This window comes from Streptomyces diacarni, assembly GCF_003323715.1.
GTDB lineage: Bacteria > Actinomycetota > Actinomycetes > Streptomycetales > Streptomycetaceae > Streptomyces > Streptomyces diacarni.
On the sequence record NZ_QOIN01000035.1, the window covers coordinates 108,782 to 132,122 of the forward strand.

Annotated in this window: 15 protein-coding genes and 1 tRNA gene; 12 read left to right on the forward strand and 4 right to left on the reverse strand. The window is 74.7% G+C overall.

The window, feature by feature from the left end; translation table 11 throughout:
* The first annotated feature begins 613 nt into the window (after positions 1-613).
* From DTL70_RS08170 to DTL70_RS08185, 4 genes are all read left to right on the forward strand, one after another.
* Positions 614-1,909, forward strand: a complete 1,296-nt coding sequence (locus tag DTL70_RS08170) for an MFS transporter (RefSeq protein ID WP_245979123.1) — start codon at positions 614-616, stop codon at positions 1,907-1,909.
* Between the two features lie 281 nt (positions 1,910-2,190).
* Positions 2,191-2,382, forward strand: a complete 192-nt coding sequence (locus DTL70_RS08175; RefSeq protein ID WP_114021194.1) for a DUF2795 domain-containing protein — start codon at positions 2,191-2,193, stop codon at positions 2,380-2,382.
* A 153-nt stretch (positions 2,383-2,535) separates the two neighbouring features.
* Positions 2,536-3,471 (forward strand): glycosyltransferase family 2 protein, encoded by a 936-nt coding sequence (locus DTL70_RS08180; RefSeq protein ID WP_245979125.1) that lies wholly within the window; start codon positions 2,536-2,538, stop codon positions 3,469-3,471.
* Between the two features lie 146 nt (positions 3,472-3,617).
* Positions 3,618-4,499, forward strand: a complete 882-nt coding sequence (locus DTL70_RS08185) for a glycosyltransferase family 2 protein (protein ID WP_245979128.1) — start codon at positions 3,618-3,620, stop codon at positions 4,497-4,499.
* A gap of 103 nt (positions 4,500-4,602) precedes the next feature.
* Here DTL70_RS08185 and DTL70_RS08190 read toward each other — a convergent pair whose 3' ends face one another.
* Positions 4,603-5,466, reverse strand: coding sequence for a PhzF family phenazine biosynthesis isomerase (locus tag DTL70_RS08190; protein WP_114021197.1), 864 nt, complete (start codon positions 5,464-5,466; stop codon positions 4,603-4,605).
* A 91-nt stretch (positions 5,467-5,557) separates the two neighbouring features.
* Between DTL70_RS08190 and DTL70_RS08195 the strand changes: the two genes are divergently transcribed.
* On the forward strand, positions 5,558-6,454 hold the full coding sequence (locus DTL70_RS08195; RefSeq protein ID WP_114021198.1) for a LysR family transcriptional regulator: 897 nt from the start codon (positions 5,558-5,560) through the stop codon (positions 6,452-6,454).
* A gap of 260 nt (positions 6,455-6,714) precedes the next feature.
* On the opposite strand, the gene DTL70_RS08200 is transcribed toward DTL70_RS08195, so the two are convergent.
* Positions 6,715-6,787: transfer RNA gene (locus tag DTL70_RS08200), tRNA-Arg, on the reverse strand.
* Between the two features lie 343 nt (positions 6,788-7,130).
* Between DTL70_RS08200 and DTL70_RS34155 the strand changes: the two genes are divergently transcribed.
* From DTL70_RS34155 to DTL70_RS08245, 7 genes are all read left to right on the forward strand, one after another.
* On the forward strand, positions 7,131-9,530 hold the full coding sequence (locus tag DTL70_RS34155; RefSeq protein ID WP_245979129.1) for a GTPase domain-containing protein: 2,400 nt from the start codon (positions 7,131-7,133) through the stop codon (positions 9,528-9,530).
* A gap of 1,490 nt (positions 9,531-11,020) precedes the next feature.
* Positions 11,021-13,408: a GTPase gene (locus tag DTL70_RS33825; RefSeq protein WP_425470333.1), complete on the forward strand. Its 2,388-nt coding sequence runs from the start codon at positions 11,021-11,023 to the stop codon at positions 13,406-13,408.
* Positions 13,409-13,535: 127 nt separating this feature from the next.
* On the forward strand, positions 13,536-14,297 hold the full coding sequence (locus tag DTL70_RS34935; protein WP_342776467.1) for a single-stranded DNA-binding protein: 762 nt from the start codon (positions 13,536-13,538) through the stop codon (positions 14,295-14,297).
* A gap of 192 nt (positions 14,298-14,489) precedes the next feature.
* Positions 14,490-15,983 (forward strand): TQXA domain-containing protein, encoded by a 1,494-nt coding sequence (locus tag DTL70_RS08230; protein ID WP_114021199.1) that lies wholly within the window; start codon positions 14,490-14,492, stop codon positions 15,981-15,983.
* A 530-nt stretch (positions 15,984-16,513) separates the two neighbouring features.
* Positions 16,514-18,178: an energy-dependent translational throttle protein EttA gene (gene ettA, locus DTL70_RS08235; RefSeq protein WP_114021200.1), complete on the forward strand. Its 1,665-nt coding sequence runs from the start codon at positions 16,514-16,516 to the stop codon at positions 18,176-18,178.
* A gap of 4 nt (positions 18,179-18,182) precedes the next feature.
* A complete protein-coding gene (locus DTL70_RS08240) occupies positions 18,183-18,608 on the forward strand; it encodes an acyl-CoA thioesterase (protein ID WP_114021201.1) in 426 nt (141 codons plus the stop codon).
* Entirely contained in the window at positions 18,589-19,269 is a 681-nt protein-coding gene (locus tag DTL70_RS08245; protein WP_114021202.1) for a DUF8185 domain-containing protein, read from the forward strand. Before DTL70_RS08240 ends, DTL70_RS08245 begins: the two co-directional genes overlap by 20 nt.
* Positions 19,270-19,298: 29 nt before the next feature.
* Here the strand turns inward: DTL70_RS08245 and DTL70_RS08250 are convergent, their stop codons facing one another.
* Both DTL70_RS08250 and DTL70_RS08255 read right to left on the reverse strand, forming a co-directional pair.
* Positions 19,299-20,447, reverse strand: a complete 1,149-nt coding sequence (locus tag DTL70_RS08250) for an ATP-binding cassette domain-containing protein (protein WP_114021203.1) — start codon at positions 20,445-20,447, stop codon at positions 19,299-19,301.
* On the reverse strand, positions 20,444-23,338 hold the full coding sequence (locus tag DTL70_RS08255) for a hypothetical protein (protein ID WP_114021204.1): 2,895 nt from the start codon (positions 23,336-23,338) through the stop codon (positions 20,444-20,446). The genes DTL70_RS08250 and DTL70_RS08255 overlap by 4 nt, the downstream gene beginning before the upstream one ends.
* Positions 23,339-23,341 lie beyond the last annotated feature (3 nt).

Below are 23,341 nucleotides of genomic sequence, written 5' to 3' on the forward strand. Positions count from 1 at the left end.
GCACCGCGTCGCAACCGAGAGGCTGGCGAGCGCTGCTCACCGTGGCGCTGCGCTGCGTGAACGAGCGCTGTGCAGCGGGGTCGGGCGCGGACGCGGAGTAAGGGAGCAGGTGCGGATCCCCGGCCTGTGAGCAAGGCAACCCGGATCCTTTTCCCGCTGGTCATCCCGGGCGGGAGGAGAGCGCCGGTGCGCCGGTCAGGGCAACGGCGACCGGGTCGGCGCGAGCCGTCTGTGAATATGGCTGAGGGCCCAGGGCGAGAGCACCGCGAAAGCCCTTTTCCACCTGCTCCCCGCCCGTTCCCGCGGCCTCACTTTCCTCCCGTCCCCTGCCTTCCTGCGTGCATTCCTCATGCCTTTTCACTCGACTGCCGACAGTCCTGCCGACAGCACTGTCGACAGGACTGCCGAAAGTCCCGCGGTAAGTCAGCCCCCCGCGGACCGGCGCCGCCCCGGCGCACGGTTCCGTGACCGCCTGCCCACGCGGGCCCTCGGGCTCCGCAAGAACCGGGCCGCCAACACCTCGGACAGCTCCGACAGCTCCGGCGGCTCGGACAGCTCCGGCGGCTCCGACCGTTCCGAACGCAACCCCTGGCGCTCGCTGCGGTACCCCAGCATGCGCTGGTGGTCCGCGGCCAACCTCGTCTCCAACGTCGGCACGTGGATGCAGCTGACGGTGCAGAACCTGCTCGTCCTGCAGCTCACCGGGTCCGCCGCCACCACGGGGCTGTCCCTGGCCGTGCAGGCCGCACCCGGGCTGCTGCTCAGCCTGGTCGGCGGCAGCCTCGTCGACTCCTGGCCGCGCAAGCTGACCGCCTCGGTCAGCCAGGCCCTGCTGGGTCTGGTCGGCTTCGCCACCGCCGCCTTCGTCGCCACCGGCATGCTCACCGTGCCGCTGCTGATGGTGCTCGCCGCCGTCACCGGATCCATCGCCACGGTCGACAACCCCGCCTGCTCCCTGCTGGGCAACGACCTGGTCAAGCGCAAGGACGTGCCGTCGGCCATCGCGCTCGGCTCCGTGGTGCACAGCGCCGGGCGGCTGATCGGCACGGCTGCGGCCGGTGCCGCCGTCGCCTGGTTCGGCATGGCCTCGGCCTACCTGGTCAACGGCGTCTCGTTCCTGGCGGTGGCCGCCGTCATCCCGTTCCTGAAGCTGGTGCCCAAGGAGGAGCGCGAACCCCAGACCGCGCACGAGCGGCCCGCCCCAGCCGCCGCGAAGCCCGCGGGGCGGCGCGCCGGGCTCGGCGGCGACACCCGCGAGGGCCTGGTCTACTTCGCGCGCAACCCCAGGCTGGTCGCGCTGGCCGCCATCACCGGCATCTCCGCCATCTTCGGCCGCAACTACCAGCTGACGCTGGCCGTCCTGGTGACCGGGCCGCTGGCCGCCGGTGCCGGCGCCTTCAGCACCGTCTCGACCGTGCTGGCCGTCGGAGGCATGGCCGGCGCCGTGCTCGCGGGCTGCCTGCGCAAGCCCGCCGTGCGCCACGTGGCCACCCTCGCGGCGGCCGGGGCGCTGCTCCAGGTGGTGGCGGGCTTCTCCCCGTCGCTGGCCTTCCTGATCCTGCTGGTGGCCCCCATGGCGGTGGTCGAGTCCATCTCGGACACCGCCGGGACGACCGTGCTGCAGACCGAGCCGCCCGCCCACATGCGCGGCCGCGTGCTCGGCGTGTGGCGCAGCGCCTCCACAGGATGGGGCCTGGTCGGCCCGCCGCTGCTGGGCGCCCTGATGGAGTTCGCGGGCGCACGCGGCGGACTGATCGCGGGCGGGCTGGCCATCGTCGCCGTCACCGGCGCGGCCCAGCTCCTCCAGCAGCGGCCCGTGCGGCTGCCGCGCCCGCGGCGGCGTGCCTCCTCCGGTACCGCTGCGGCGCCGGCCGCCACGGTGGCCGAGACGGAGCCCGCCACGGCCTGAGGCGGCCCTGCGGCAGCCTCAGACCGCTCCGCCGCGGCCGTGGGGCCCAAGAGCCCGGCCGCGGCCCGAGAACCGGGAGCCAGGGGACGCTCCCAGGGGCCCGCGCCCTGCCCGAGCGGCAGGGCGCGGGCCCCGTGCCTTTGTGCCCGCCTCCAGGGGCGTCCTGTGTTGCGGGCCACACGGGTGGCTCCCACCATGGGGTGAGCAGGAAAGGGCATAAGGGACATCCGACACCCCCGTACGGCGTACCCGCGCCCGTACGGCACACCCGTGGAGGAACGATGAGCGACGTGAACCCCATCGAGGTTCAGCGGGCCCTCAAGGGCGCCTCCTACCCGACCGACCGGCAGACCCTCACGGACCTCGCCAAGAAGAACAAGGCGAGCGACAACGTCGTCGACAGGATCTCCCACATGAAGACCGACCGCATCGAGGGGCCCGACCAGGTCGAGAAGGAGATGTTCCGCGGCTGACGCGACACCATGGCAGCCACTCCGCGCAGCACGCCCGGCCCTCCGGACGGCCCACGCCCCCCGGAAGGGCCCGGCGGCCTCTCCGGCCCCGCCCACGGGGGCGGACACGCCCAGGGGCACTCGTACGGGCACGGGAGTGAGGACCAGCCGGACGTGAGCTGTCCGCGCGACCTGCGCGGACAACTCGGTGTCGTCATCGCGACGAGGGACCGGCGCGCGACGCTCGCCCACACCCTGGAGCGGCTGCGGGCCCTCCCCGAGACCCCCCGCATCCTGGTGGTGGACAACGCCTCGGCGGACGGGACGGCGGACATGGTCGCGCGGTCCTTCCCCGGGGTGGAGGTGCTGCGGCTGACCGTCAACCGGGGAGCGCTGGCCCGCAACGAGGGCGTCCGCGCCCTGCACACCCCCTACGTGGCGTTCAGCGACGACGACTCCTGGTGGGAGCCGGGCGCCCTGGCCGCGGCGGTCGACCTGCTCGCCGCCCGCCCCGCCACGGGGCTGCTGGCGGCCGGTATCACCGTCGGCCCCGAGGGCGCCCCCGACCCGCTCAACACCGTGCTGGCCGCCTCCCCGCTGGGGGAGGGGTCGGCCCCGCGCAGCCGCAGAGTACTCGGCTTCCTCGGCTGCGCCGCCGTCGTCCGCAGACAGGCCTACCTCGACGTGGGCGGCTACCACCCGCTGCTGTTCTTCGGCGCCGAGGAGACCCTGCTCGCCTACGACCTGGCGGCGGCGGGCTGGGAGGTCCTCCACTGCCCCGACGTGGTCGCCCGGCACTCTCCCGCCGACGCACCCCGACCCGGCCGGCAGGCCCTGGTCCGCCGCAACGAACTCCTGATCGCCTGGATGCGCCGGCCGCTCCCCGTGGCGTTCCGCCGCACGGCGGCGCTGTGCGGCGAGGCCGTGCACGACGCCCAGGCGCGCCGCGTCGCCCGCGCCCTGCTGCCGCGCCTCCCGGCCGCTCTGCGGCTGCGCCGCCCTCTCCCGCGGGCCGTGGAGGAGGCCGCGCGCCGCGTCGAGGCGGCGCACCAGGCGGCGGAGACCCGCGCGCCGGGCGCCGCCCCGTCCCCGGAGGGAGCGGGAGCATGACACCGGCCGACGGCGCGCCCCCAAGCCCAGGCGGCCCCGGCGGGCCGCCCGGCCGGGATCCGGCGCTGCGGGGCCCGGCGCCGGAGGACCCCGCAGCGCGGAGGCCGGACCCTGGGGCACCGGATCGGTGGGGGCCGGACCGGCGGGTGACGGTCGTCGTCATCACCCGGGACCGGCGCAGCGAGCTCCTCCGCACGCTGGACCTGCTGGCCGACCTCCCCGAGCGGCCCGAGGTCATCGTCGTGGACAACGCCTCCCGCGACGGCACCGCCGACGCCGTACGGGCCGCACATCCGCAGGTGAGGCTGTTGCAGCCGGGCAGAAACACCGGAGCCGTGGGCCGCAACCTGGCCGTACGCCACGTGACCACCCCCTACGTCGCGTTCTGCGACGACGACTCGTGGTGGGCGCCGGGATCGCTGTCTGCGGCGGCCGGGCATCTGGACGCCCACCCCGGGCTCGCGGGCGTCGTGGCACGCATCGTCGTCGAACCCGAAGGCACCGAGGACCCTGTCGTGGAGGAGCTGCGCACCTCACCGGTACGCGGCCCCGCGTGGCTGCCCGGCCCCGCGCTGGGCTCCTTCCTCGCGGCCGCGACCTGCCTGCGGGTCACCGCGTTCCGCGAGGCGGGCGGCTTCGACCCCCGGCTGTGGCTGGGCGGCGAGGAGGAACTGCTGGCCACCGACCTGGCCGTCCGCGGCTGGTGGCTGGCGTTCGCCGAGGAAGTGACCATCCACCACGCCCCCTCCAGGGCCCGCGACGCCACGGGCCGCCGCGTGGACGGGCTGCGCAACACCCTCTGGTACACCTGGCTGCGCCGCCCGCTTCCCGCCGCACTGCGCCGCACCTGGTACCTGGCCCGCTCGGTGCCCCGCGACGCGGCCAGCGCCCGCGCCTTCGCCCGCGCCCTGGCCGGTCTCGGCTGGGTCGTCGCCGAGCGCCGCCCCGTCCCCGCCCACATCGAACGCCGCCTGGCCACCCTGGAGCGCGCCCAACGGGAGTCGACGGCACGCCAGTACGTGGGCTGAGCCCGGCGGCGACCGCCCCCGCCGTGGGCTGACGTCGGCGGCGTCCGCCCGTCCTGCCGTGGGCGAGGCGGTGCCGACAGGCCCCGGAGGCGGGGCCCGGGGTTCAGTGGGTGAGAGGCACGGCGTGGCCGCTGACGCGGACCTGGGTGCCGCCGGGGAGCGACTCGACGGTCAGGTCGCTGGGGCGCCCCATGTCCTCGCCCTGGCGGACGGTGACCGGGCCGGCCGTGGGGCCGGCGCCGAGCGTGCGCAGGTAGCCCCCGAACGCGGCGGCCGCCGCCCCGGTGGCCGGGTCCTCGACGACTCCGCCGACGGGGAACGGGTCACGCGCGTGGAAGTGGCTGTCGCTCTCGCGCCAGACCGCGTGCACGGTCGTCCAGCCGTGCTCCCGCATCACCTCGGCGAGGGCGTCGAAGTCGTAGTCGAGGGCGGCGAGTCGGGCGCGGGTGCCGACGCCGAGCACCAGATGCTCGTTACCGGCGAAGGCGACATGCGGCGGTAGCGCGGGGTCGAGGTCGCTTCTCTGCCAGCCCAGCGCGGACAGCGTGGCGTCCACCTGGGCGGCCGAAGCCGGGGCGGAGCGGGTGGGGACGCTGGTGAGCGCCGCCCGTACGGCTCCGTCGGCGTCGGCCGCGGTCTCCACGTGGATCTCGCCTGCCGGGGTGTCGAAGGTCAGGTCGCCGGGGCCGGTGCGCTCGGCCAGAGCCACCGCTGTGGCGACGGTGGCGTGCCCGCAGAAGGCGACCTCGGCGAGCGGGCTGAAGTAGCGGAGCGTGAAGCGGCGGCGCCGCGCGTCGCCGGAGGTGACGAACGCGGTCTCGGAGTATCCGACTTCGGCGGCGAGGGCCGACATCTGCCGGTCGTCCAGTGAGGCCGCGTCGAGGACGACGCCGGCCGGGTTCCCTCCGTCGGGGTGGGAGGTGAAGGCCGCGTAGCGCAGAACGGTGACATCGGTGGCGTGAGGCATGCGCCCATGCTCCCGCTTCGGCGGTATTGAAGCCAACGATGATAATCGATCGCCTCAATCGGTGTTCGTGATGGCTTGCTAGCATCCGGCCATGGAGACCCGACTGCTGGAGACCTTCGGCGCGCTCGCCAGGACGGGCAGCTTCACGGGAGCGGCAACCGAGTTGCGGCTCGCGCAGTCCACGGTCACCGCTCAGATCAAGGCGCTGGAGAAGGAACTGGGGACCCGGCTCTTCGACCGGCTCCCCCGCGGCGCGCTGCTCACCGAGGCCGGCCGGCGGCTGCTCACCCTGGCCGAAGAGGTGAGGGAGGCCGAGGTGCGGCTGCTCGCCGCCGCCCACGAGGACGGTCCGGTCGCGGGGACGGTGGTGGTGGGCGCGGCCGAGACCCTGTGCGCGGCCCATCTGCCCGCCGTGATCAGCACGCTGCGCAGCCGTCACCCGGACGTGGACGTCCACCTGCAGCCGTGCGCCACGGCTGGCGCCGTGACGGGGCTGCGGGCGGGCCACCTCGACTGCGCCCTGCTACTCGAGGAGCAGGCCGACTTCCCCGACGTCACGGCCGAACGCGTCGCGGACCAGCCGCTGGTGCTGCTGTGCGCGCCCGAGCATCCCCTCGCCGGCCTGAGAGAGCCGGCGACGTGGCAGGAGCTGGTACAGGAGAGCTTCTTCCTCCACGAGCAGGGCTGTTCCTACAGCGACTGGCTCGCTCAGCGCCTGCGGACGGTCGCCGGCACCCGCCGCCCCCGGATCACCCGTTTCGGCAGCATCGAAGCCGCTCGCTCCTGCGTCGCCGCCGGACTGGGCCTGACCGTGCTCCCCCGCGCCAACGTGACACGCTCACTGCACGAGGGCCGCCTCGCGGTGGTGCACGGCCCCGCCCTTCCCGACATCTCCGTCCACCTGGCGCGCCACCGCCGCCGCCACCCCTCCCGAGCGGCCCGCGCCGTCGCGGCTCAGGTGGTGCGCCACTTCCGCACGGCACGGTAGGCCGCGTCTTCCGCGCACCATGGGCCGGGCCGGACCGGGCCGGGGCCGGGTTCGGCAGAAGCCGGCGACACGCCGGTTGGTCAGACTGACGTCCGTCAGACCGGTGTCCGTCAGGCCGGTGTCCATCAGACCGGCGTCCGACGTGACGGACATCACCGTGCGTCTTCGGCCGCGGGCGGTCGTAGCGCTTGGCTCGTGCGGGACGTGCGCACCGGCACGAGAAAGCCTCACCGGCGTTTCCGCTGGTGAGGCGTGTCGTGCGCCCCCGGCAGGACTCGAACCTGCGGCCAAGCGCTTAGAAGGCGCCTGCTCTATCCACTGAGCTACGGGGGCCGGTCTCCGTTGCGGCGGGCGGGCTCGCCGTCCCCCGGAGTGACCACGGCGGGGTCAAGGATAGGGGGCCGTGCGGCTCGTCCTGTGCGCTTCACGTCCGCGACGTCTTGTGGAGGTTCCGTGAAGCGGTCCCGATAATCGCAGGCTGGTGCGATTCACGCAGCGGTTTTGGCGGCGCGCGGTGCGGGTGTTGCGCAGTCGTTATGGGTGCGGCCGGGTTGCAGGTGGTACATCGGGCTCTAATGCGGCGAAAGAGGCTATTGAGCCCCTAAAGCACCTATTTTCCCCGCCTGGTGTTGCGGATACGCTTCAAAACTGCCGCAAAATTGGGCATTCTGCGCATGTGGCGATCTTGGACGTACGGCTCGAACTGCTCGACGCGCTCACCGCACTGCGCGAACGCGTCGCCGCCGCGCGCTTTCCCCTCCCGTTGCCGGGCGCCGAACGCGCCCGCCGCTCGCGGGACGAGCTGCTCGCGCAGCTCGACGACTATCTCCTCCCGCGCGTCCGCACCCCGGAGGCCCCGCTCCTCGCGGTGATCGGCGGGTCGACGGGTGCCGGCAAGTCGACACTGGTCAACTCGCTGGTCGGGCGGAAGGTCAGCGAGGCGGGAGTGCTGCGGCCCACGACACGGACTCCGGTGCTGGTCTGCCATCCGGACGACCGGGCCTGGTTCATCGGCAGGCGCGTGCTGCCGGGCCTGGAGAGGGTGTGGGTCCCCAGACAGGACGCCCCTGGCGCCCCCGATCCCGCCATCGCTTCCGGATCCGGAGGCGTCGGCGGCGCCGGCGGGCCGAGGACCGGTACGAGAGCCGGGGTGGGACCGGGAGCCGGGGCCAGAACCGGAACCCGACTCGGAGCCGGAACCGGAGCCGGAACCGGAGTCGGAACCGGAGCCGGAGGCGTGGGCGGGCTCGGGCGCGGCAGTGACGCCGGAAGCGTCGGCGACCCCGGCGGCGGCGCCGGTGAGGGCGTCGGCTTCGTCGGCCTGCCCGCCGACGACGGCGGGAGCGGACACGGCGGCTGGAGAGGCGGGAGGGACCGGAGTCGGGACGGCGAGCGGCCCGCGCACCCGGGCACCGACCGCGGCCCGGCCGCCTGGGGCCCCGATGGCGACCCGGCCGCGTGGGGCTCCGGCGGCGAGCCGGCTGCCTGGGGTACCGACGGCGAGCCGCAGTGGCAGACCGGCGAGCCCCCGTGGCAGGCCGACGGGTCGCGGTGGCAGGCCGGCGAATCCCCGTGGCAGACCGGCGGGCCCCCGTGGCAGACCGGCGGGCCGCAGTGGGAGGCCGACAGAGGAACCGGGTGGGATTCCGGACGCCGGCCGGCGTGGGAAGCCGGAGGGGAGCACGGCTGGGAATCCGGGTGGGACGGTGACGAGGTCGCCGAAGGCGAGGCGCCGCTGCCCACCCTGCGCATCGAGACCGACAGCGGCCTGCCGCCCGGCCTCGCGCTCCTCGACGCGCCCGACATCGACTCCCTCGTCACCCACAACCGCGACCTGGCCGCCGAACTGATCTGCGCGGCCGACATCTGGGTCCTGGTGACCACCGCCGCCCGCTACGGCGACGCCGTCCCCTGGCACCTGCTGCGCAACGCCAAGGAGTACGACGTCACCCTCGCCACCGTCCTGGACCGCGTGCCGCACCAGATGGCCACCGAGGTGGCCGCACAGTACGGGCTGCTGCTCGACCGCGAGGGCCTGGGCGAGGTGCCCCGCTTCACCATCCCCGAACTGCCCGAATCGGCCTCGGGTTCCGGGCTGCTGCCCGTCTCCGCCGTCAGCGGCCTGCGCGACTGGCTCGAAGGGCGCGCCACCGACCCCGCCGCACACCAGGCAGCCGCCGACCGCACCGCCGCAGGGGCGCTCGCCTCGCTGCGCCCGCGGATCGCCGCCCTCGCGGGCGCCTCGGCGACCCAGTACGCGGCGGTCTACCGCCACAGCCGGCACATCGAGACCGCCTACCACCACGCCGGTACCCGGCTGCGCGCCCGGATCACCGAGGGCGAACTGCTGGCGGGCGACGCCGCCGAACACTTCCGCTGCTTCCCCGCGGACAGCGACGGCGACGAACTCCTCGACGCCCTCTGCGACGGTCTGGCGGCGTTGCTGTGCGGAGCGGTGGCCGCCGCCGACGAACGCGTGGCCGAACAGCGCCGGGCCACCCCCGCGCTCGACCACTGCGGCCCCGCGGGTACCGACGGCGAGGGGGAACGCGGCGAGGCGGCGGGCCGGATCGGCGTGATGGTCCGCCGCTGGCGCCGCTGCGTCGAAGAACTCGCCGAAGAGGAGACCCGTGCCGCCGGCCGCGCCGCCGCGCCGGACGGCGACACCGAACGCGTGGCGGGCCTCCTCGTCGCCGCCCTGCTCGGTGGCCGGCGCGCCACCGGAGCCGACGACTCCCTCGCCGCCCTGCTCGGTGACGACAACGCCCACGAGCTGCGTGAACAGTGCGCGGAAATGCTGGACGAGTGCGTCGAACGCGTCCTGAACGGCGAGCGCGACCTGCGCCTCGCCCCGCTCGACGACGTCGACACAGGCCCCGCACCGCAAATGGAACTGGTCGCCGCGTTCTCCGCGGTGATCCGGCTCGAGAAGGCCCCGCACCGGCTGCGCGAACCGGCCGGAGCCGAGACGACGCCGGCCCGTGACTTCCCGCCGACGCGTTCCCCGCTCGGCCTGCACACCAGCACGCAGCGTGGCCCGCAGCGCGGCCTGCAGAGCGCGCACATGGAGAGGTGACCGCAGTGACGTCCACCGATGCTGCCGCCGGCGGAGCCGACGAGACCCCCGACCGCTGGTACGTCGGCGCCCCCGGCCACGTCGAAGGGCAACTGGAACTGTCCCTCGACGAGGATCCGACGCCGGGCTCGGCACCGGCCCCGGCGCCGGACCCGATGCCGGGCTCGGCGACTGGCCCGGAGGGGGAGGAGCCCCCGGCGGGCCCGCCGCCGGGGTCGGTTGCCGCTGAGCCCGCACCTGGGACCGGGACGGCGTCCGGGACCGCGCCGGAGCCTGCGTGCGGGCCCGAGCCCGCGCCTGTGCCCGGACCCGAGTCCGGGTCTGACCCCGTGTCCGAGCCCGGGCCTGTGTCCGGACCCGAGTCCGGGTCCGAGCCCGCGCGGGGTGCCGAGCCGGGGGGTGCCTGTGCGGATGTTCCCCCGGTAGCGGGGACCGCCGAACCGCCTGCGGTGTCCTCGGCGGCGGCGAGTGCGGCCGCCACGTCGGCGAGCCTGGAAAGTGATCCCGGAGTCGGCGCGGGCGGCGTACCGCCCCAGGTGGTACCGGTGCCCCACCAACAGGCCGAAACCCCGGCGGACGGGATGTCGGTCCCCACCGAAACCGGCGCCGGAGCGGGAGCTGAAACCAAAACCGGAACCGGAACCGACGTGGGGGCCGCCACCGACAACGGGTCCGGCTCCGGGTACGAGTCCGGGGCGGACGGGGACGCGGGCTCGCGGGACGCGGGCGGCTCGGAGGGCGCGCGTGCCGTCGCGAGTGAGACGGGGCTCGTCTGGGACGACGGCGTCATCGCCCGTCGCGTCCGCGCACAGCGCACCCCCGAACCCACGGAGCACAGCCCCGAACCCTTCCAGGAGCCGGACGACCGCGCACCGCTGACGCCCGCCCACGCTTCCGTGGGTGACGGCGCGAGGCGGGAAGCGGACTCCCTCGCGCCCGGTCTGGCGCCGCCCTGGCGCAGCGCCTCCTGGCCGGACGCCTACGCCATCGGCACCGGCACCGGCACCGGCACCGGTGGGGACACCGCTACGGAAACGAGCACGGGCGCCGTTACGGAGACGAGTACCGGCGCCGCCGCCCTCGGCTCTGAGGCCGACCGCGGCACAGGCCGGGAGGTCGCCACGGAGACCGTGGCCCCTCTCCCCACCGACGGGGCCGCCCCCGGCCCCGTCACCGCTCCGGCTGCCGCCCGGATTCCCCGAGCGGCGGAGGGAGAGGCGCGACGCGACGACCCGGGGCCGGCCCCCGGCCCCGGGTCGCCCGGGCCCACCGCCGACAGCAGGCCGGTCCCCGACAACAGGCGCGCCGCCCACACCGGGCACGCCGCCGGCACAGGGCGAGGCGGCGGCGCGGACAAGGACGCGGCCGACGGGTTCCCCTGGGACGAGTACGTGGCCGCACACCGGGACGCGCACCAGAACGCACGCCGTGCCGCCTGGGAAACAGGCGAAGGGGCGGACGCGCTGGACGCGCGGGGCGCCGGAGAGCACATGCTGCGCCAGCGGCTCGGAGCCCTGCGCGAACTCGTCGGCCTGTCCCACACCCGGCTCGACGCCGACGTACTGGCCGAGGCCGGACGGGTGCTGGACGAGGCGGCGGCCCGGCGCGGCCTGCCCCGCTCGTACACCACCGTGGCGCTGGCGGGCGCCACGGGCAGCGGCAAGTCGTCGCTGTTCAACGCGCTGGCGGGGGCCCGCCTCTCCGAGGTCGGCATGCGCCGCCCCACCACCGCCGCCCCCGTCGCCTGCACCTGGGAGACGGCCGGCCGCGAGGGCGACGCCGGCCCCGACGGGCTGCTGGACAGGCTCGGCATCCCGCACCACGCCCGGCACCGTACGCGGGAGATCGGGCTGAGCGGTCTCGTCCTGATCGACCTGCCCGATCTCGACTCGGCCGCACCCGGGCACCGCGAGCAGGTGGACAGGCTGCTGCGACTGGTCGACGCGGTGGTGTGGGTCGTCGACCCGGAGAAGTACGCCGACGCCGTCCTGCACGAGAACTACCTGCGCCGCCTGGCCGGACACGCCGAGGTCACCTTCGTCGTCCTCAACCAGACCGACCGGCTCACCCGCGACGCCGTCGACGCGGTCCTCGACGACCTGCGGCGGCTGCTGGACGAGGACGGTATGGCGCTGGGCGAGCACGGCGAACCCGGTGCCGTCGTCCTGTCCGCGTCCGCGCTCACCCACGAGGGCATCGGCGTCCTGCACGAGGAACTGGGCGAGTTCGTCGCACAGCAGCGCGCCGCCGTCCTGCGGCTCAGCGCCGACCTCGACGGCACCATGGAACGCCTCCGACCCGTCTACGCGGATCCGGGCCCTGGCGGGGCGGGCGGTCCCGTCGGGCTCACCGAGGGCGCCCGCGAGGACTTCGAGGACCGCCTCGCCGTCGCCGTCGGCGCCGCCGCCGCGGGGCAGGCCGCCGAACGCGCCTGGCTGCGCCAGGCCGCGCGCTCCTGCGGCACCCCCTGGGTACGGGCCCTGCGCTGGTACGCCTCCCGTCCCGGCCTCGCCGACCGCGCCGAACACTCCCGTGAACCGGCGACGGCCGCCACGGGAACGCAGCCGGGATCGGAGCACGAGCCGGGGCCGGGGCCTGAGCCGGGGCGGGAGCCGGAGTCCCGTGCCGGAGCCGGCGCAGCCGTCGAGCCCGCGGCCGGCGTCCGCAACGGCGAGCGCGCCCGTGGCGGCGGGCGCGAACGCGAGACGCTGCAGCAGCCGCGTGCCGCCCGGCCCGTGGTCGCGCAAGCCGTACGGGAGCTGGCCGACGCGGCTGCCGCCGGCCTGCCCGGCGCGTGGGCACGCACCGTACGGGAGTCCGCGCGGCGCGGTGCGGCAGGTCTGCCGGAGCGCCTGGACGAGGTCATGACCACCTGCGCCGCCGAAACCCGCGTCGTTCCCGCCCCCGCGGACCACCGCCCGCACGGCGACGAGCAGACCCCCGGTGCCCCGCCGGCCCCCGGTGCGGAGAACGGGGACGTGAGCACGTCCACGTCGGAGCTTGCGGGCAACCAGCTTGCGGGCAACCAGCTCTCGGCTGAGCAGGTCTCGGGCGAGCGGCCCGCTGGTGAGCGGCCCGCTGGTGAGCAGCCCGCGAACGGTCGGCTTTCCGGCGAGGCGGCCGACGTGCTGCCGGACGGTACACAGCCGGAGGCTTCGCGTGCCTCGCGCTCACCGGGCAGCCTTTCCCGCTTCTTCCGCCCCTCGCACCTCTCCCGTTCTGCCCGTTCGGCTCGTTCGGCCGGTGTGGGGCGGGCGGGCCATGCGGGGCGGCGTCGGCCGGCGCGGGCGTCGCGTCCGCCGTGGCACGCCGCCGCGCTGGGCGGCCAGTGGCTCCTCCTCGGGCTCCAGTTGGCCGCCGTCGTGTGGGCGCTGGCCACGGTCGTGATGGCGGGTGGCGTCACGCGCGCGGTCTCGTTGCCCTGCGCGGCCCTGGTGGCGGCCACGTTGGCCGGACCGCTGCTCGCTTGGGGATGCCGCAGGGCGGCGCGAGGTCCCGCCCGCGCCTACGGGCTGGAGGCGGAACGCAGGCTGCGGCAGCTCGCTGCCTCCAGCGGCAGGGAGCGGGTGCTGGAGCCGGTGGCGGCCGAACTCGTCCGGTACCGCGAGGTGCGCGAGCAGTTCGCCATCGCGGCGGGCTCGGTCGGAGCCGCCGGAGACCCCCTGGGCACGTGGGGGCAACCGCCGACCGCCGAGGGCCAGTGGCCGGACGCCGCGGACCGCCCGGGCCTGGCTGACCGCCCGGGCCTCGCGGACCAGCCGGGTCTCGCGGCCCGGCGAGAGGGGCCGGGCCGACCCGACCCCTCCGGTCGGCCCGAGGCCGCAGGCAGCGGGCCGTCACCCACACCGGTGACCGACTTGTGCACAACCGGCGAGTAATACACAGCTCCGAGCCCATTTCCCCACGACTCTGCTTCCTGTCCCACTCTGGAAACCGGAAGCAGAGGACGGCACGAGAAACACAGGGCAGCGGCGGCCGGTCCGCCGCTGCACGGGGGTGGTTCGCATGTATGAGACGCACGTGACGGTGATGGGAAACGTGGCGACGAAGGTCGACCACTGGACTTCCTCGTCCGGGGTTCCGGTGGCCAGGTTCAGGCTCGCCAGCACGGTGCGGCGCTTCGACAAGCGCACCGAGCAGTGGACGGACGCCTCCACCAGCTTCTACACGGTGTGGGCCTGGCGTTCCCTCGCCACCAATGTCGCCTCGTCGGTGTCCCGTGGCGAACCCGTCGTCGTGAGGGGGCAGCTGCGGCTCGCGGAGGACGAACGGGAGGGCAGGCGTTACCTGAACGCCGACCTGACGGCTGCCACGGTGGGCCACGACCTGTCGCGCGGCACGGCAGCCTTCGTCCGGGTCTCCCGCGCGGCCCCGGAGCTGTCGCGGGGGCCGGCGCCCGCTTGGCCGCCGTTGGATGCGGCGGTGCCCGACCCGTTCGGGACCTCCGCGCCGCCCCGGGCCGCCGGAGGGGGCGAGCGAGTCGACTGGGGTCCGGGGGGAGGAAGGGCCGAGAAACCCCTCGAGAAGACCGCCGAGGAGTCCGCCGCCGAGGAGCCCGTCGTCGGGAAATCCGTAGCGGGGGAACCCGTTGGCCAACTTGCCCGGAATGCCCGGCCCGGGCGGTCCACCCGCAAGGGGCGAGCACGCACCGACGGAACGGGCGGTTCCGGCGCGGAGCCGTCCGAGGCAGGGGGATCGCGTGGCGAGGTGTTGGCGTCCGAAGCCGCAGCGGAAGGAAGCGTTCCAGGTCAGCGCGGTGCGCCGTGATCATCCCGGTCCGCCGGATTCGCCGATAACGATTCCGAGTCGGAATGTGTGTCCGACGTGAATCCTGGGGATTCCGCGCCGTTGATCTTCCTACGATCCCACCCGTACCGAACTGGGGGGTTCAGCTTTGCGGCAGACCGGCCGCACGGGGGCGAGACGGCTTCGTGCGCGCGCTGCCAAGAGGGGAAGACCATGACTTCTGCACGCGCGCGGACGGCCCACCGCCTCATGGCCGCCGCCGTGGCCACCGGGCTGTCCGCAGCCGGCGTAGCGGCGGGTGCGCCACCGGCGGCGGCACACCCGGCGGCGGGCCCAACCGCCGCTCAGGGTGTGCCCGCCGGAGGGCAACCGGAGCAGCGGAACGGGGCAACCGCCACGTTGAACGGCCTCACGACGGCCGACGACGCGGTCATCACGGTGGACGGCGAGCGGCAGGAGATCAAGGCCGGACTCTTCGAGATGGCCGTCGACGGCGGCGGCACCCTGCAGACCTACGGCATCGACGCGCTCAATCCCGTACGGGAGCAGTCGCGTTACGCGGAGGGGGAGTGGAAGGCCTCTCCGCTGTGGGGGAACCGCAACGCGGGCCGAATCCGCTGGGTCGTCGCCCATTCCTATCCGCACAGGAACGACCTCCAGGCACTGGCGAGGGCGGCGGGAGCCAAGCGGCTCACCCCGCAGGCCGCCGCTGCCGGCACGCAGGTCGCCATCTGGCGGTTCGCCGAAAAAGGGGCACGGGGGGACGTGGGGGGAGGGGGGAGGGGGGCGGCCCCCCAAGAGCCCCCCTCCATCACCCCCGCCGACCCCGCCGCCCGGAAGCTGGCCGGCTATCTCGTCAAGAGGGCCCGGAGTATGGCCGAGCCCGGCCCGTCCCTGGCCTTCGACCGGGCGGAGGTCTCCGGTAAGAGTGGTAGCCGCACCGGTCCTGTGACGGTCCGCACGTCCGCCTCCACCGTCAGTGTGGCGCCGAGTCCCCGTGCCGCCTCCGAGGGGGTGCGGGTCGTCGACGAGAAGGGCGAGCCGGTCGAGTCCGCCCGCAACGGTACGAAGGTGTATTTCGAGTTGCCGAAGTCGGCCGATCCCGGGGCCGCGTCGCTGACCGCGCAGGCGGCGGCCAAGGTTCCGGTGGGCAGGGTGCTGACCGGGGCCGGGGAGCGCGGGAGGAGCCAGGCGCAGATCCTGGCCGGTTCCAGCCAGGCGACGGTTTCGGCCACGGCTTCGGTCAACTGGGCGGAGCGCGGCCCGGTGCCGGCCACCACGTCCCGGGAGAACTGCGCGGGGCACGGTGTGGACATCAATGTCGACAACAGCGGGGACGCGACCTTCCCGTTGCGGGTCGGCAAGGAGCGGGAGGAGATCGCCGGTGGCGAGCGCGGCACGGTGACGGTGCCCGTCGAGGAGGACCAGCCCTACCGCATCCCGGTGCGGGGGCCGAACGGGTACGCGAAGACGTTCAGCGGTGTCCTCGACTGCACCACCTCCGCCGCGGTGGGCGGGGTGACCCGGCGAAGCGCCCCGGCGACGGCGGAGCGCCCGGCGACCGTCGGCGGTGGCGGCGCCGTCGTGGGCGAGGGCGACCTGGCCCGGACGGGCGGCGGCAACACCCGGCTGTTCACGGCGGTGGCCATCGGTCTCCTCGCGGTCGGTTTCACCACCTTGCGGATCGTGCGCCGCGGCGGGAAGTGAGCAGCGCTGCTCAGTCCCTGACGGGGCCCCGGGCCCGCACACGCCGGCCCCGCCGCGGCCCCGCGCCTCCGGGGCGCCCCAGCCCCGGGCCCGCCGTGGCCCGCACCTCGCGTGTGGCCCGGACTCGGCCCACCGTGGCCCGCACCTCGCGTGTGGCCCGGCCCCGGCCCCGGCCCACCGAGGCCCGCACCTCGCGTGTGGGCCGGACTCGGCCCACCGTGGCCCGCACCTCCCGGGCAGCCCCGGATCGGCGGCCCGCTCCGCACACTTCCGCCCGGATGGGCCCGGAAGGGCTCGGCCGTCGCCGTGTCGGGGCGGCGGCCGACGGCGGAAGCCCGGCCGGGTTCGGCGGGGGACTCGGAGCCCGTTTCCGGGGTGGGGGGCGGGTGCGGCAAGATGGGGTGCGTATGCCTGACGTGGTACGGCCGCGGCTCACTCACCGGCGAGCGGCGCGGCGCGCTGCCGCATGATGAGACGACCCGCGCGGCCCGGCCGCGTACGACTACCTACAGAAGCTCGGACGGTTCCTCTTGGCTGAGTACATCTACACCCTGCGCAAGGCGCGCAAGGCGCACGGCGACAAGGTGATCCTCGACGACGTCACCTTGAGCTTCCTGCCCGGCGCCAAGATCGGTGTCGTGGGCCCCAACGGCGCGGGCAAGTCGACCGTGCTCAAGATCATGGCGGGGCTGGAGCAGCCCTCCAACGGTGACGCCATGCTCGCTCCCGGCTACAGCGTGGGCATCCTGTTGCAGGAGCCGCCGCTGGATGAGTCGAAGACGGTTCTGGAGAACGTGCAGGACGGTGTCGCGGAGACGAAGCAGCAGCTCGACCGGTTCAACGAGATCGCCGAGCAGATGGCGACCGAGTACACCGACGCGCTGATGGAGGAGATGGGCAAGCTCCAGGAGAAGCTGGACCACGCGAACGCCTGGGACCTGGACGCGCAGCTGGAGCAGGCCATGGACGCGCTGGGCTGCCCGCCCGGTGACTGGCCGGTCGTCAACCTCTCCGGTGGTGAGAAGCGCCGGGTGGCGCTGTGCAAGCTGCTGCTGGAGCAGCCCGATCTGCTGCTGCTGGACGAGCCCACCAACCACCTGGACGCCGAGTCGGTGCAGTGGCTGGAGCAGCATCTGGCGAAGTACCCGGGTACCGTCATCGCGATCACCCACGACCGGTACTTCCTGGACAACGTGGCCGAGTGGATCATGGAGTTGGACCGTGGCCGTGCCGTCGGCTACGAGGGCAACTACTCCACTTACCTGGACAAGAAGCAGGCCCGCCTGAAGGTGGAGGGCCAGAAGGACGCCAAGCGGGCCAAGCGTCTCAAGGACGAGCTGGAGTGGGTCCGCTCGAACGCCAAGGGGCGGCAGGCGAAGTCGAAGGCGCGTCTGACGCGGTATGAGGAGATGGCGGCCGAGGCGGAGAAGACCCGGAAGCTGGACTTCGAGGAGATCCAGATTCCGCCGGGGCCGCGCCTGGGCAACGTCGTCGTCGAGGTGGACAAGCTGAACAAGGCGTTCGGTGACAAGGTCCTCATCGAGGACCTGTCGTTCACTCTTCCGCGTAACGGCATCGTCGGTGTGATCGGTCCGAACGGTGCGGGCAAGACGACGCTGTTCAAGATGATCCAGGGTCTGGAGGAGCCGGACTCGGGCTCCATCAAGGTCGGCGACACGGTCAAGATCTCCTACGTGGACCAGAGCCGCGCCAACATCAATCCGGACAAGACGCTGTGGGCGGTCGTCTCGGACGAGCTGGACTACATCAACGTCGGCCAGGTCGAGATGCCGTCGCGCGCGTACGTGTCGGCGTTCGGTTTCAAGGGCCCGGACCAGCAGAAGCCGGCGGGTGTGCTCTCCGGCGGTGAGCGCAACCGGCTGAACCTGGCGCTGACGCTCAAGCAGGGCGGCAACCTGCTGCTGCTCGACGAGCCGACGAACGACCTGGACGTGGAGACGCTCTCCTCGCTGGAGAACGCGCTGCTGGACTTCCCCGGCTGTGCGGTGGTCGTCTCCCACGACCGCTGGTTCCTGGACCGTGTGGCCACGCACATCCTCGCCTACGAGGGTGACAGCAAGTGGTTCTGGTTCGAGGGCAACTTCGAGGCGTACGAGAAGAACAAGGTCGAGCGGCTGGGTCCGGACGCGGCGCGTCCGCACCGGGCGACGCACAAGAAGCTGACACGGAGCTGAGCGCGTGCGGCACAGCTACGCGTGTCCGCTGCGCTGGTCGGACATGGACGCCTTCGGGCACGTCAACAACACCGTCTACCTCCGGTATCTGGAGGAGGCCAGGATCGACTTCCTGGCCCTGGCGGCGCGGGTGGCGGACCCGGAGGCGTTCACCGGTGGCACGGTCGTGGCGCGGCACGAGATCGACTATCTGCGGCAGCTGGTGCACCGTGCCGACCCGGTGACGGTGGAGCTGTGGGTGGTCAAGCTGACGGCCGCCTCGGTGACGTTCGCGTACGAGATCAAGGACGCGACCGGTGGCGGCGGCCCGTATGTGCGGGCCAGGACGGTCGTGGCGCCGTACAACATCAAGGAGGGGTATCCGCGGCGGCTGTCGCCGGCCGAGCGGTCCTTCCTGGAGGGCTACTTCGATGACAGCCACAGGGGCTGACCGGCTGGTTTTCGCCGATCCCGGGGAGGCGGCGGGGCTCGCCGCCTTCCTGGAGCGGCTGGTGCGCTGGGAGAAGACCGCCGCCGTGCGCGTCCAGGCGGGCGGTGGCGTGGCCGGGGTGTTCGCCAAGCCGGCCCGTTTCGAGGTGCTGGCGGTGCGCACGGGACGGCTCTTGGAGCCCGTCGACCTCGATGTGACGGTGGCGGCCGGCGCGCTGCTCGAACTGGTCGAGGAGGAGCGCGAGTCCGTCGGCGTTCCGCAGGCCGTCACCGGTCCTTCGTGGGCGGGGGTGCTGCCGCCGCGTGGCGGGTGGCACGAGTTCGCGCGGGTGCCGGTCGACGCTGTCGGTTCGGTGGCGGCGGCGGCCGTGGGCGAGTTCCGGGAGCGTGCGGAGAAGTTGCCGGCGCAGCGGCGCGGCCGGGAGGCGCTGGACGCGCTCGCCGAGGAGATCTGGTCCCGCCCGCTGGGGCGCACTCAGCTGCCGTTGCGCGCCGCGCACGCCGCGCACGCGCTGGGCTTTCTGCGGGGCACCGATCCGGTGACGTTGCTGGAGGCCGGCGCGTGGCTGCGGCTGCGGACGCTCTACGGCTCCGTCGCGGTACGGCGCAGGGGCGGTGCGGGGGCCGGTGCGGGCGCCGGTTTGAGCGTCACCCCGGTGTGAGCCGGTGAGCCAGTGAGTCCACCCGGCGCTCAGCCGGGTTCCTCCTCCTGGCGGTCGGCCGTGTCCTTCCCCCCGGCACCGCTCCCACCCCCCTCCGACCCGGCCCCGGGCTCCGTCCCGGCCGCGGGTGCCTGGGTCTCCTCCGGCCGGGTGCGCTCGCCCGGGCGGACCTGTATGTGGTCAGGGCGCAGTTCCAGCAGTACGCGGTCGCGGATGGCGAGCGGCGTGGTGAACTCGGGTGGCAGTTGGAGGCGGCCCGAGCGGTCGATGGTCGTGTACTCGCGCCCGGCTCCGGCCGCGCCGCCCTCCTCGTCGGGGGCGACGGTGCGCAGCGTCTCGGTGCTGGTGCGCCCGTCCCGGATGGAGACGGTGCGGTTGACCTGCGCGGACACTGCCGAGTCGTGGGTGACGACCAGGATGGTGGTGCCCAGTTCGCTGTTGGCGCGGCGCAGCGCGGCGAAGACCTCGGTGGCCGTGGCGGTGTCGAGTTCGCCGGTGGGTTCGTCGGCGAGGACGACGGACGGGTCGTTGGCGAGCGCCACGGCGATGGCCACCCGCTGCTGTTGGCCGCCCGAGAGCTGTGCGGGGCGCTGCCCGGCGTGGTCGGCCACGCCGAGCAGGTCGAGGAGTTCGAGGGCCCGCCCGGCCCGCGCCCTGCCCCGGCGCGGGCCGCCTGCGCCGGGGCGTCCGCCGCCTGCGCTCAGTGTCATGGGCAGTGCCACGTTCTGTGCGGCCGTCAGGTAGGGCAGCAGGTTGCGTGCGGTGCGTTGCCAGATGAAGCCGACGACCTTGCGGCGGTAGTGCAGCCGGGTGCGCGCGTCCATGGCCGGCAGGTCGTGTCCGGCGACGCTCGCGCTGCCCGCCGAGGGGGTGTCGAGTCCCGCGAGGATGTTCAGCAGCGTCGACTTGCCGCTGCCGGACGCTCCGACGAGGGCGGTGAGTTCGCCTTTGTGTACGAGGAGGTCGAGGCCCTGGAGGGCTTGGACTTCGACGCCGTCGCCGCTGAAGATGCGCACCAGGCGGTCGCAGGCGATCAGCGCGTCGGCGCCGTAGGCGTGTTCCTGCCGTCCGGCGGTGGCGCGCCGTTCCAGGTCGCCGAGTGTGGTGGTCCGCTCCCCGCCGTCTGCCGGTGCGGATGCGGGGGTACCGGGCCGGGGCTGCCGGGGCTGGGGTGTCATGCGGGCTCCTGGTTCTCCGTGCGCAGGTCCGCCGCGCCGCCGCCGCGCCGGGCCTGTGCCAGCAGTCCGAGCGTGGCCAGGGCCAGCAGCGCCAGCGGGGGCGCGAGCAGGGGTGGGGCGTCGGCGGTCAGTCCCACGGGCAGGGTGTCGGGTGTGCCCGCCAGGGCGCTCAGGTCGATGCCGGGCCCCAGCAGCGGCACCGTGGCCAGCCCGGTGGCGGCTCCTGCCGCGGCGGTCAGTACGTACAGCGGCAGGCTCTCCAGCAGCAGGACGCCCCGGCCTTGGCGGCGGGCCAGTCCCATGGTGCGCAGCCGGGCGAGGAGTGCCCGGCGGCCGGGCGCGGTCTGTGCCAGTGACAGCCCGACGGCCAGGGCGCTGTAGCCGGCGGCGGCCAGCACGGCGAGGGTGTAGAGGTGTTCGGCGCCGGACTGGAGCACGGTGTCGGCGTACTCGGCGCGTTCCTCGGCGCGCAGGGAGACCAGGGGGCCGGTGTCCGTGTCGGGGAAGGCCGCGGCAGCCAGTCGGCGCAGCGTGCGGGCGTGGGGGGCCTGGCCGCCCGCCAGCAGCGTGTTGGGGGCGAGGAGTGCGGTGCCGCGCGCGTCGGGGCGGGCGCGGGCGACGGTCTCGCGGGAGAGGACGACGAAGTCGCCCTGTTGGGCGGCGGGTGTGGCTTCGCGGATCACGGCGGGCCGCACGGGCAGTTGCAGTCCGGGCAGTACGAGGTCGGTGTACTCGGCGCCGTTGCCGAGTTTCCGGGCGAGGCCGGGGGACATCAGCGCGGGGAGGGGGTCGGTGGAGGCTTCGGAGGTTTCGGGTACCAGGGCGTCGGCGGAGAAGGAGGGCAGGCCGTCGTGTCCGGTGAGGCGGGCGTAGGCGGGTGCGTCGACCAGGGCGACGGTCACCGCGTCGGCGACGCCGGTCAGTTCGCCGTCGTCGTGTGCACGGTAGGCGGTCACGGTGTCCACCCCTGGTGCGTGGCGGACTTTTTCCGTCATCCCTTCGGGCAGGTTTTCCGCGCCGGGTGCCTCGATGCGGGCGTCCGCTCCGACGGCGCGCAGGGCGGCGGTGTCCCTGCCGTGTGCGATGCCCGTGAGGACGGTGCCGCCGAACGAGGCCACGGTGAGCGCGACGAGCAGGGCGAGCAGCGCGGGCCCCGACACGGCGGAAGAGGGTGCGCGGCCCGCGCGGGCCACGCCGAGGAACGCGACGGGGCCCGCGCTGCGTGCGGTGAGCCGTTCCAACAGCCGCAGTGGCAGCGGGTAGCAGCGCAGCAGGAGCAGCGCGGCCGCCAGTGCGACCAGGACGGGGGCGAGCGCCAGCAGCAGGTCCGTGTCGCCCGCTGTGCCGGCGGCGTCCGCGCCGCCGGTCGCGGCCGTCTCCTGCGCGCTGTTCCGGCCGCCGGTGCCGCGCTGCCGCAGTGCGACGACGGCGGCGACGGCGAGCACGAACGTGCTGGCCTCCACCACCGTGCGGCGCCGCGAGGGGCGTCGCCGGGTCAGGTCGCCGCGGGGCGGGGCGGACCGGACGCGGCGGTGCGCCAGCGCCGCGCGCACCGGCAGGGCCAGCGCCGCCAGGGCGGTGACGGCCGCTGCCGCGGTCAGTGCGGCCGTGCTGCGGGTGCCGTCGGTGGCCGCGAGCGCGAGGCCGGTGCCCAGCGCTCCCGCCGGCACCGCCACGGTGGCGCTCTCGGCCAGCAGCCTGCCCGCCAGGCCGGCCAGTGAGGCGCCGCGGGCACGCAGCAGCGCCAGTTCGTCCGCGCGCCGTTCGGCGGTCAGCAGCGCGGCCAGGAGCAGCACCATCAGCGCTGTGGTGGCCAGCCCGAGCGCGGCGATCAGCAGGAGTGGGGCGACCGCGGAGTTCTCCCGCTGGAAGGCGGCGAGGGTTTCGGTCAGCCCTGTCTCGAAGGTCAGTTCGCCGACGCCGGCGCTCTCGCGCAGGCGTGCCGCGTCGGCGCCGGAGGCGAGCCGGGTGAGGTCCTGCGCGGCTTGCCGTGCCTGGTGCCCGGCGAGCGCGTCGGTGTCGAGAGGGTGGTGGAAGTACAGTTCGGCGCCGTCGCGCAGGGACAGCAGCGCGGGCGCCGCCTTCGGGTGGATGAACGCGGTGAAGTGCCAGTAGCGCTTCGGTGTTCCGCCCCCGCCGGCGGGCGGGATCGACAGCAGGGAAGGGCGCGCCAGGCTCTGTTCGGCATTCCAGAAGGGGCTGTGGGCGACCTGCTCCCGGGAGCCGTGCGGTGCCAGTACGCCCGTGATGCGGACGGTGACATCGCTTCCGCCGGTGCCCGTACGGTCGGGCAGGTGGAAGGTGTCGCCCGGGGCGAGGTGCATCCGGCGGGCGGTCGCCTCGGTGACCGCCGCCTGCACGAGGTGTCCCTCCCGCGCCCGTTCCGGGCCCGGCATCCGGCCCCTGGTGAGGGTCGCGTGCCGGGCCAGACCCGCCTGCGCGGTCAGCGTGGCCTTGGGGGCGACGTCCGGGGAGGGGCGGGGCAGCGCCGGATCGTCGGTGTCCGCGGGGCTGGTGTTGTGCACTCCGTACGCCGCCTGCCCGGCCGCCAGGCGCAGGGGGGCGTGGACGGCGCGGCGGAGGGCCGTGTCAGCCCGGTCCACCGCCGCGGGCGCGACGCGTGCGCGCAGCTCGGCGGGGCTGCCCGCGTCGGGCGCCGCGGAGGCCGTGGCCCGGAGCGCGCGGTCGGCGGGGCGGGCCCGTTCGTAGGCGGCGCGCAGCGCGTCGTCGGCTGAGGCGTCGACGGCCCGCGGCAGCGCGGCCGCCACGAACGCCGTCGCCAGCACCAGCACGGCGAACGCCAGCGCCGCACCGGGCGCCGCTCGCAGCCGCGCCCGCAGCCACCCGCCGCGGGGCGCGGCCTGTCCGTCGGGGCGCGCGAGGTCCGGCACCGG

Excerpts from the sequence above, each read along its gene's own strand:
- DTL70_RS08170 (WP_245979123.1), top strand. The coding sequence starts at position 614 with ATGCGCTGGTGGTCCGCGGCCAACCTCGTCTCCAACGTCGGCACGTGG.
- DTL70_RS08175 (WP_114021194.1), top strand. The coding sequence starts at position 2,191 with ATGAGCGACGTGAACCCCATCGAGGTTCAGCGGGCCCTCAAGGGCGCC.
- DTL70_RS08190 (WP_114021197.1), bottom strand. The coding sequence starts at position 5,466 with ATGCCTCACGCCACCGATGTCACCGTTCTGCGCTACGCGGCCTTCACC.
- DTL70_RS08195 (WP_114021198.1), top strand. The coding sequence starts at position 5,558 with ATGGAGACCCGACTGCTGGAGACCTTCGGCGCGCTCGCCAGGACGGGC.
- DTL70_RS33825 (WP_425470333.1), top strand. The coding sequence starts at position 11,021 with ATGCTGCGCCAGCGGCTCGGAGCCCTGCGCGAACTCGTCGGCCTGTCC.
- DTL70_RS34935 (WP_342776467.1), top strand. The coding sequence starts at position 13,536 with ATGTATGAGACGCACGTGACGGTGATGGGAAACGTGGCGACGAAGGTC.
- DTL70_RS08230 (WP_114021199.1), top strand. The coding sequence starts at position 14,490 with ATGACTTCTGCACGCGCGCGGACGGCCCACCGCCTCATGGCCGCCGCC.
- DTL70_RS08245 (WP_114021202.1), top strand. The coding sequence starts at position 18,589 with ATGACAGCCACAGGGGCTGACCGGCTGGTTTTCGCCGATCCCGGGGAG.
- DTL70_RS08250 (WP_114021203.1), bottom strand. The coding sequence starts at position 20,447 with ATGACACCCCAGCCCCGGCAGCCCCGGCCCGGTACCCCCGCATCCGCA.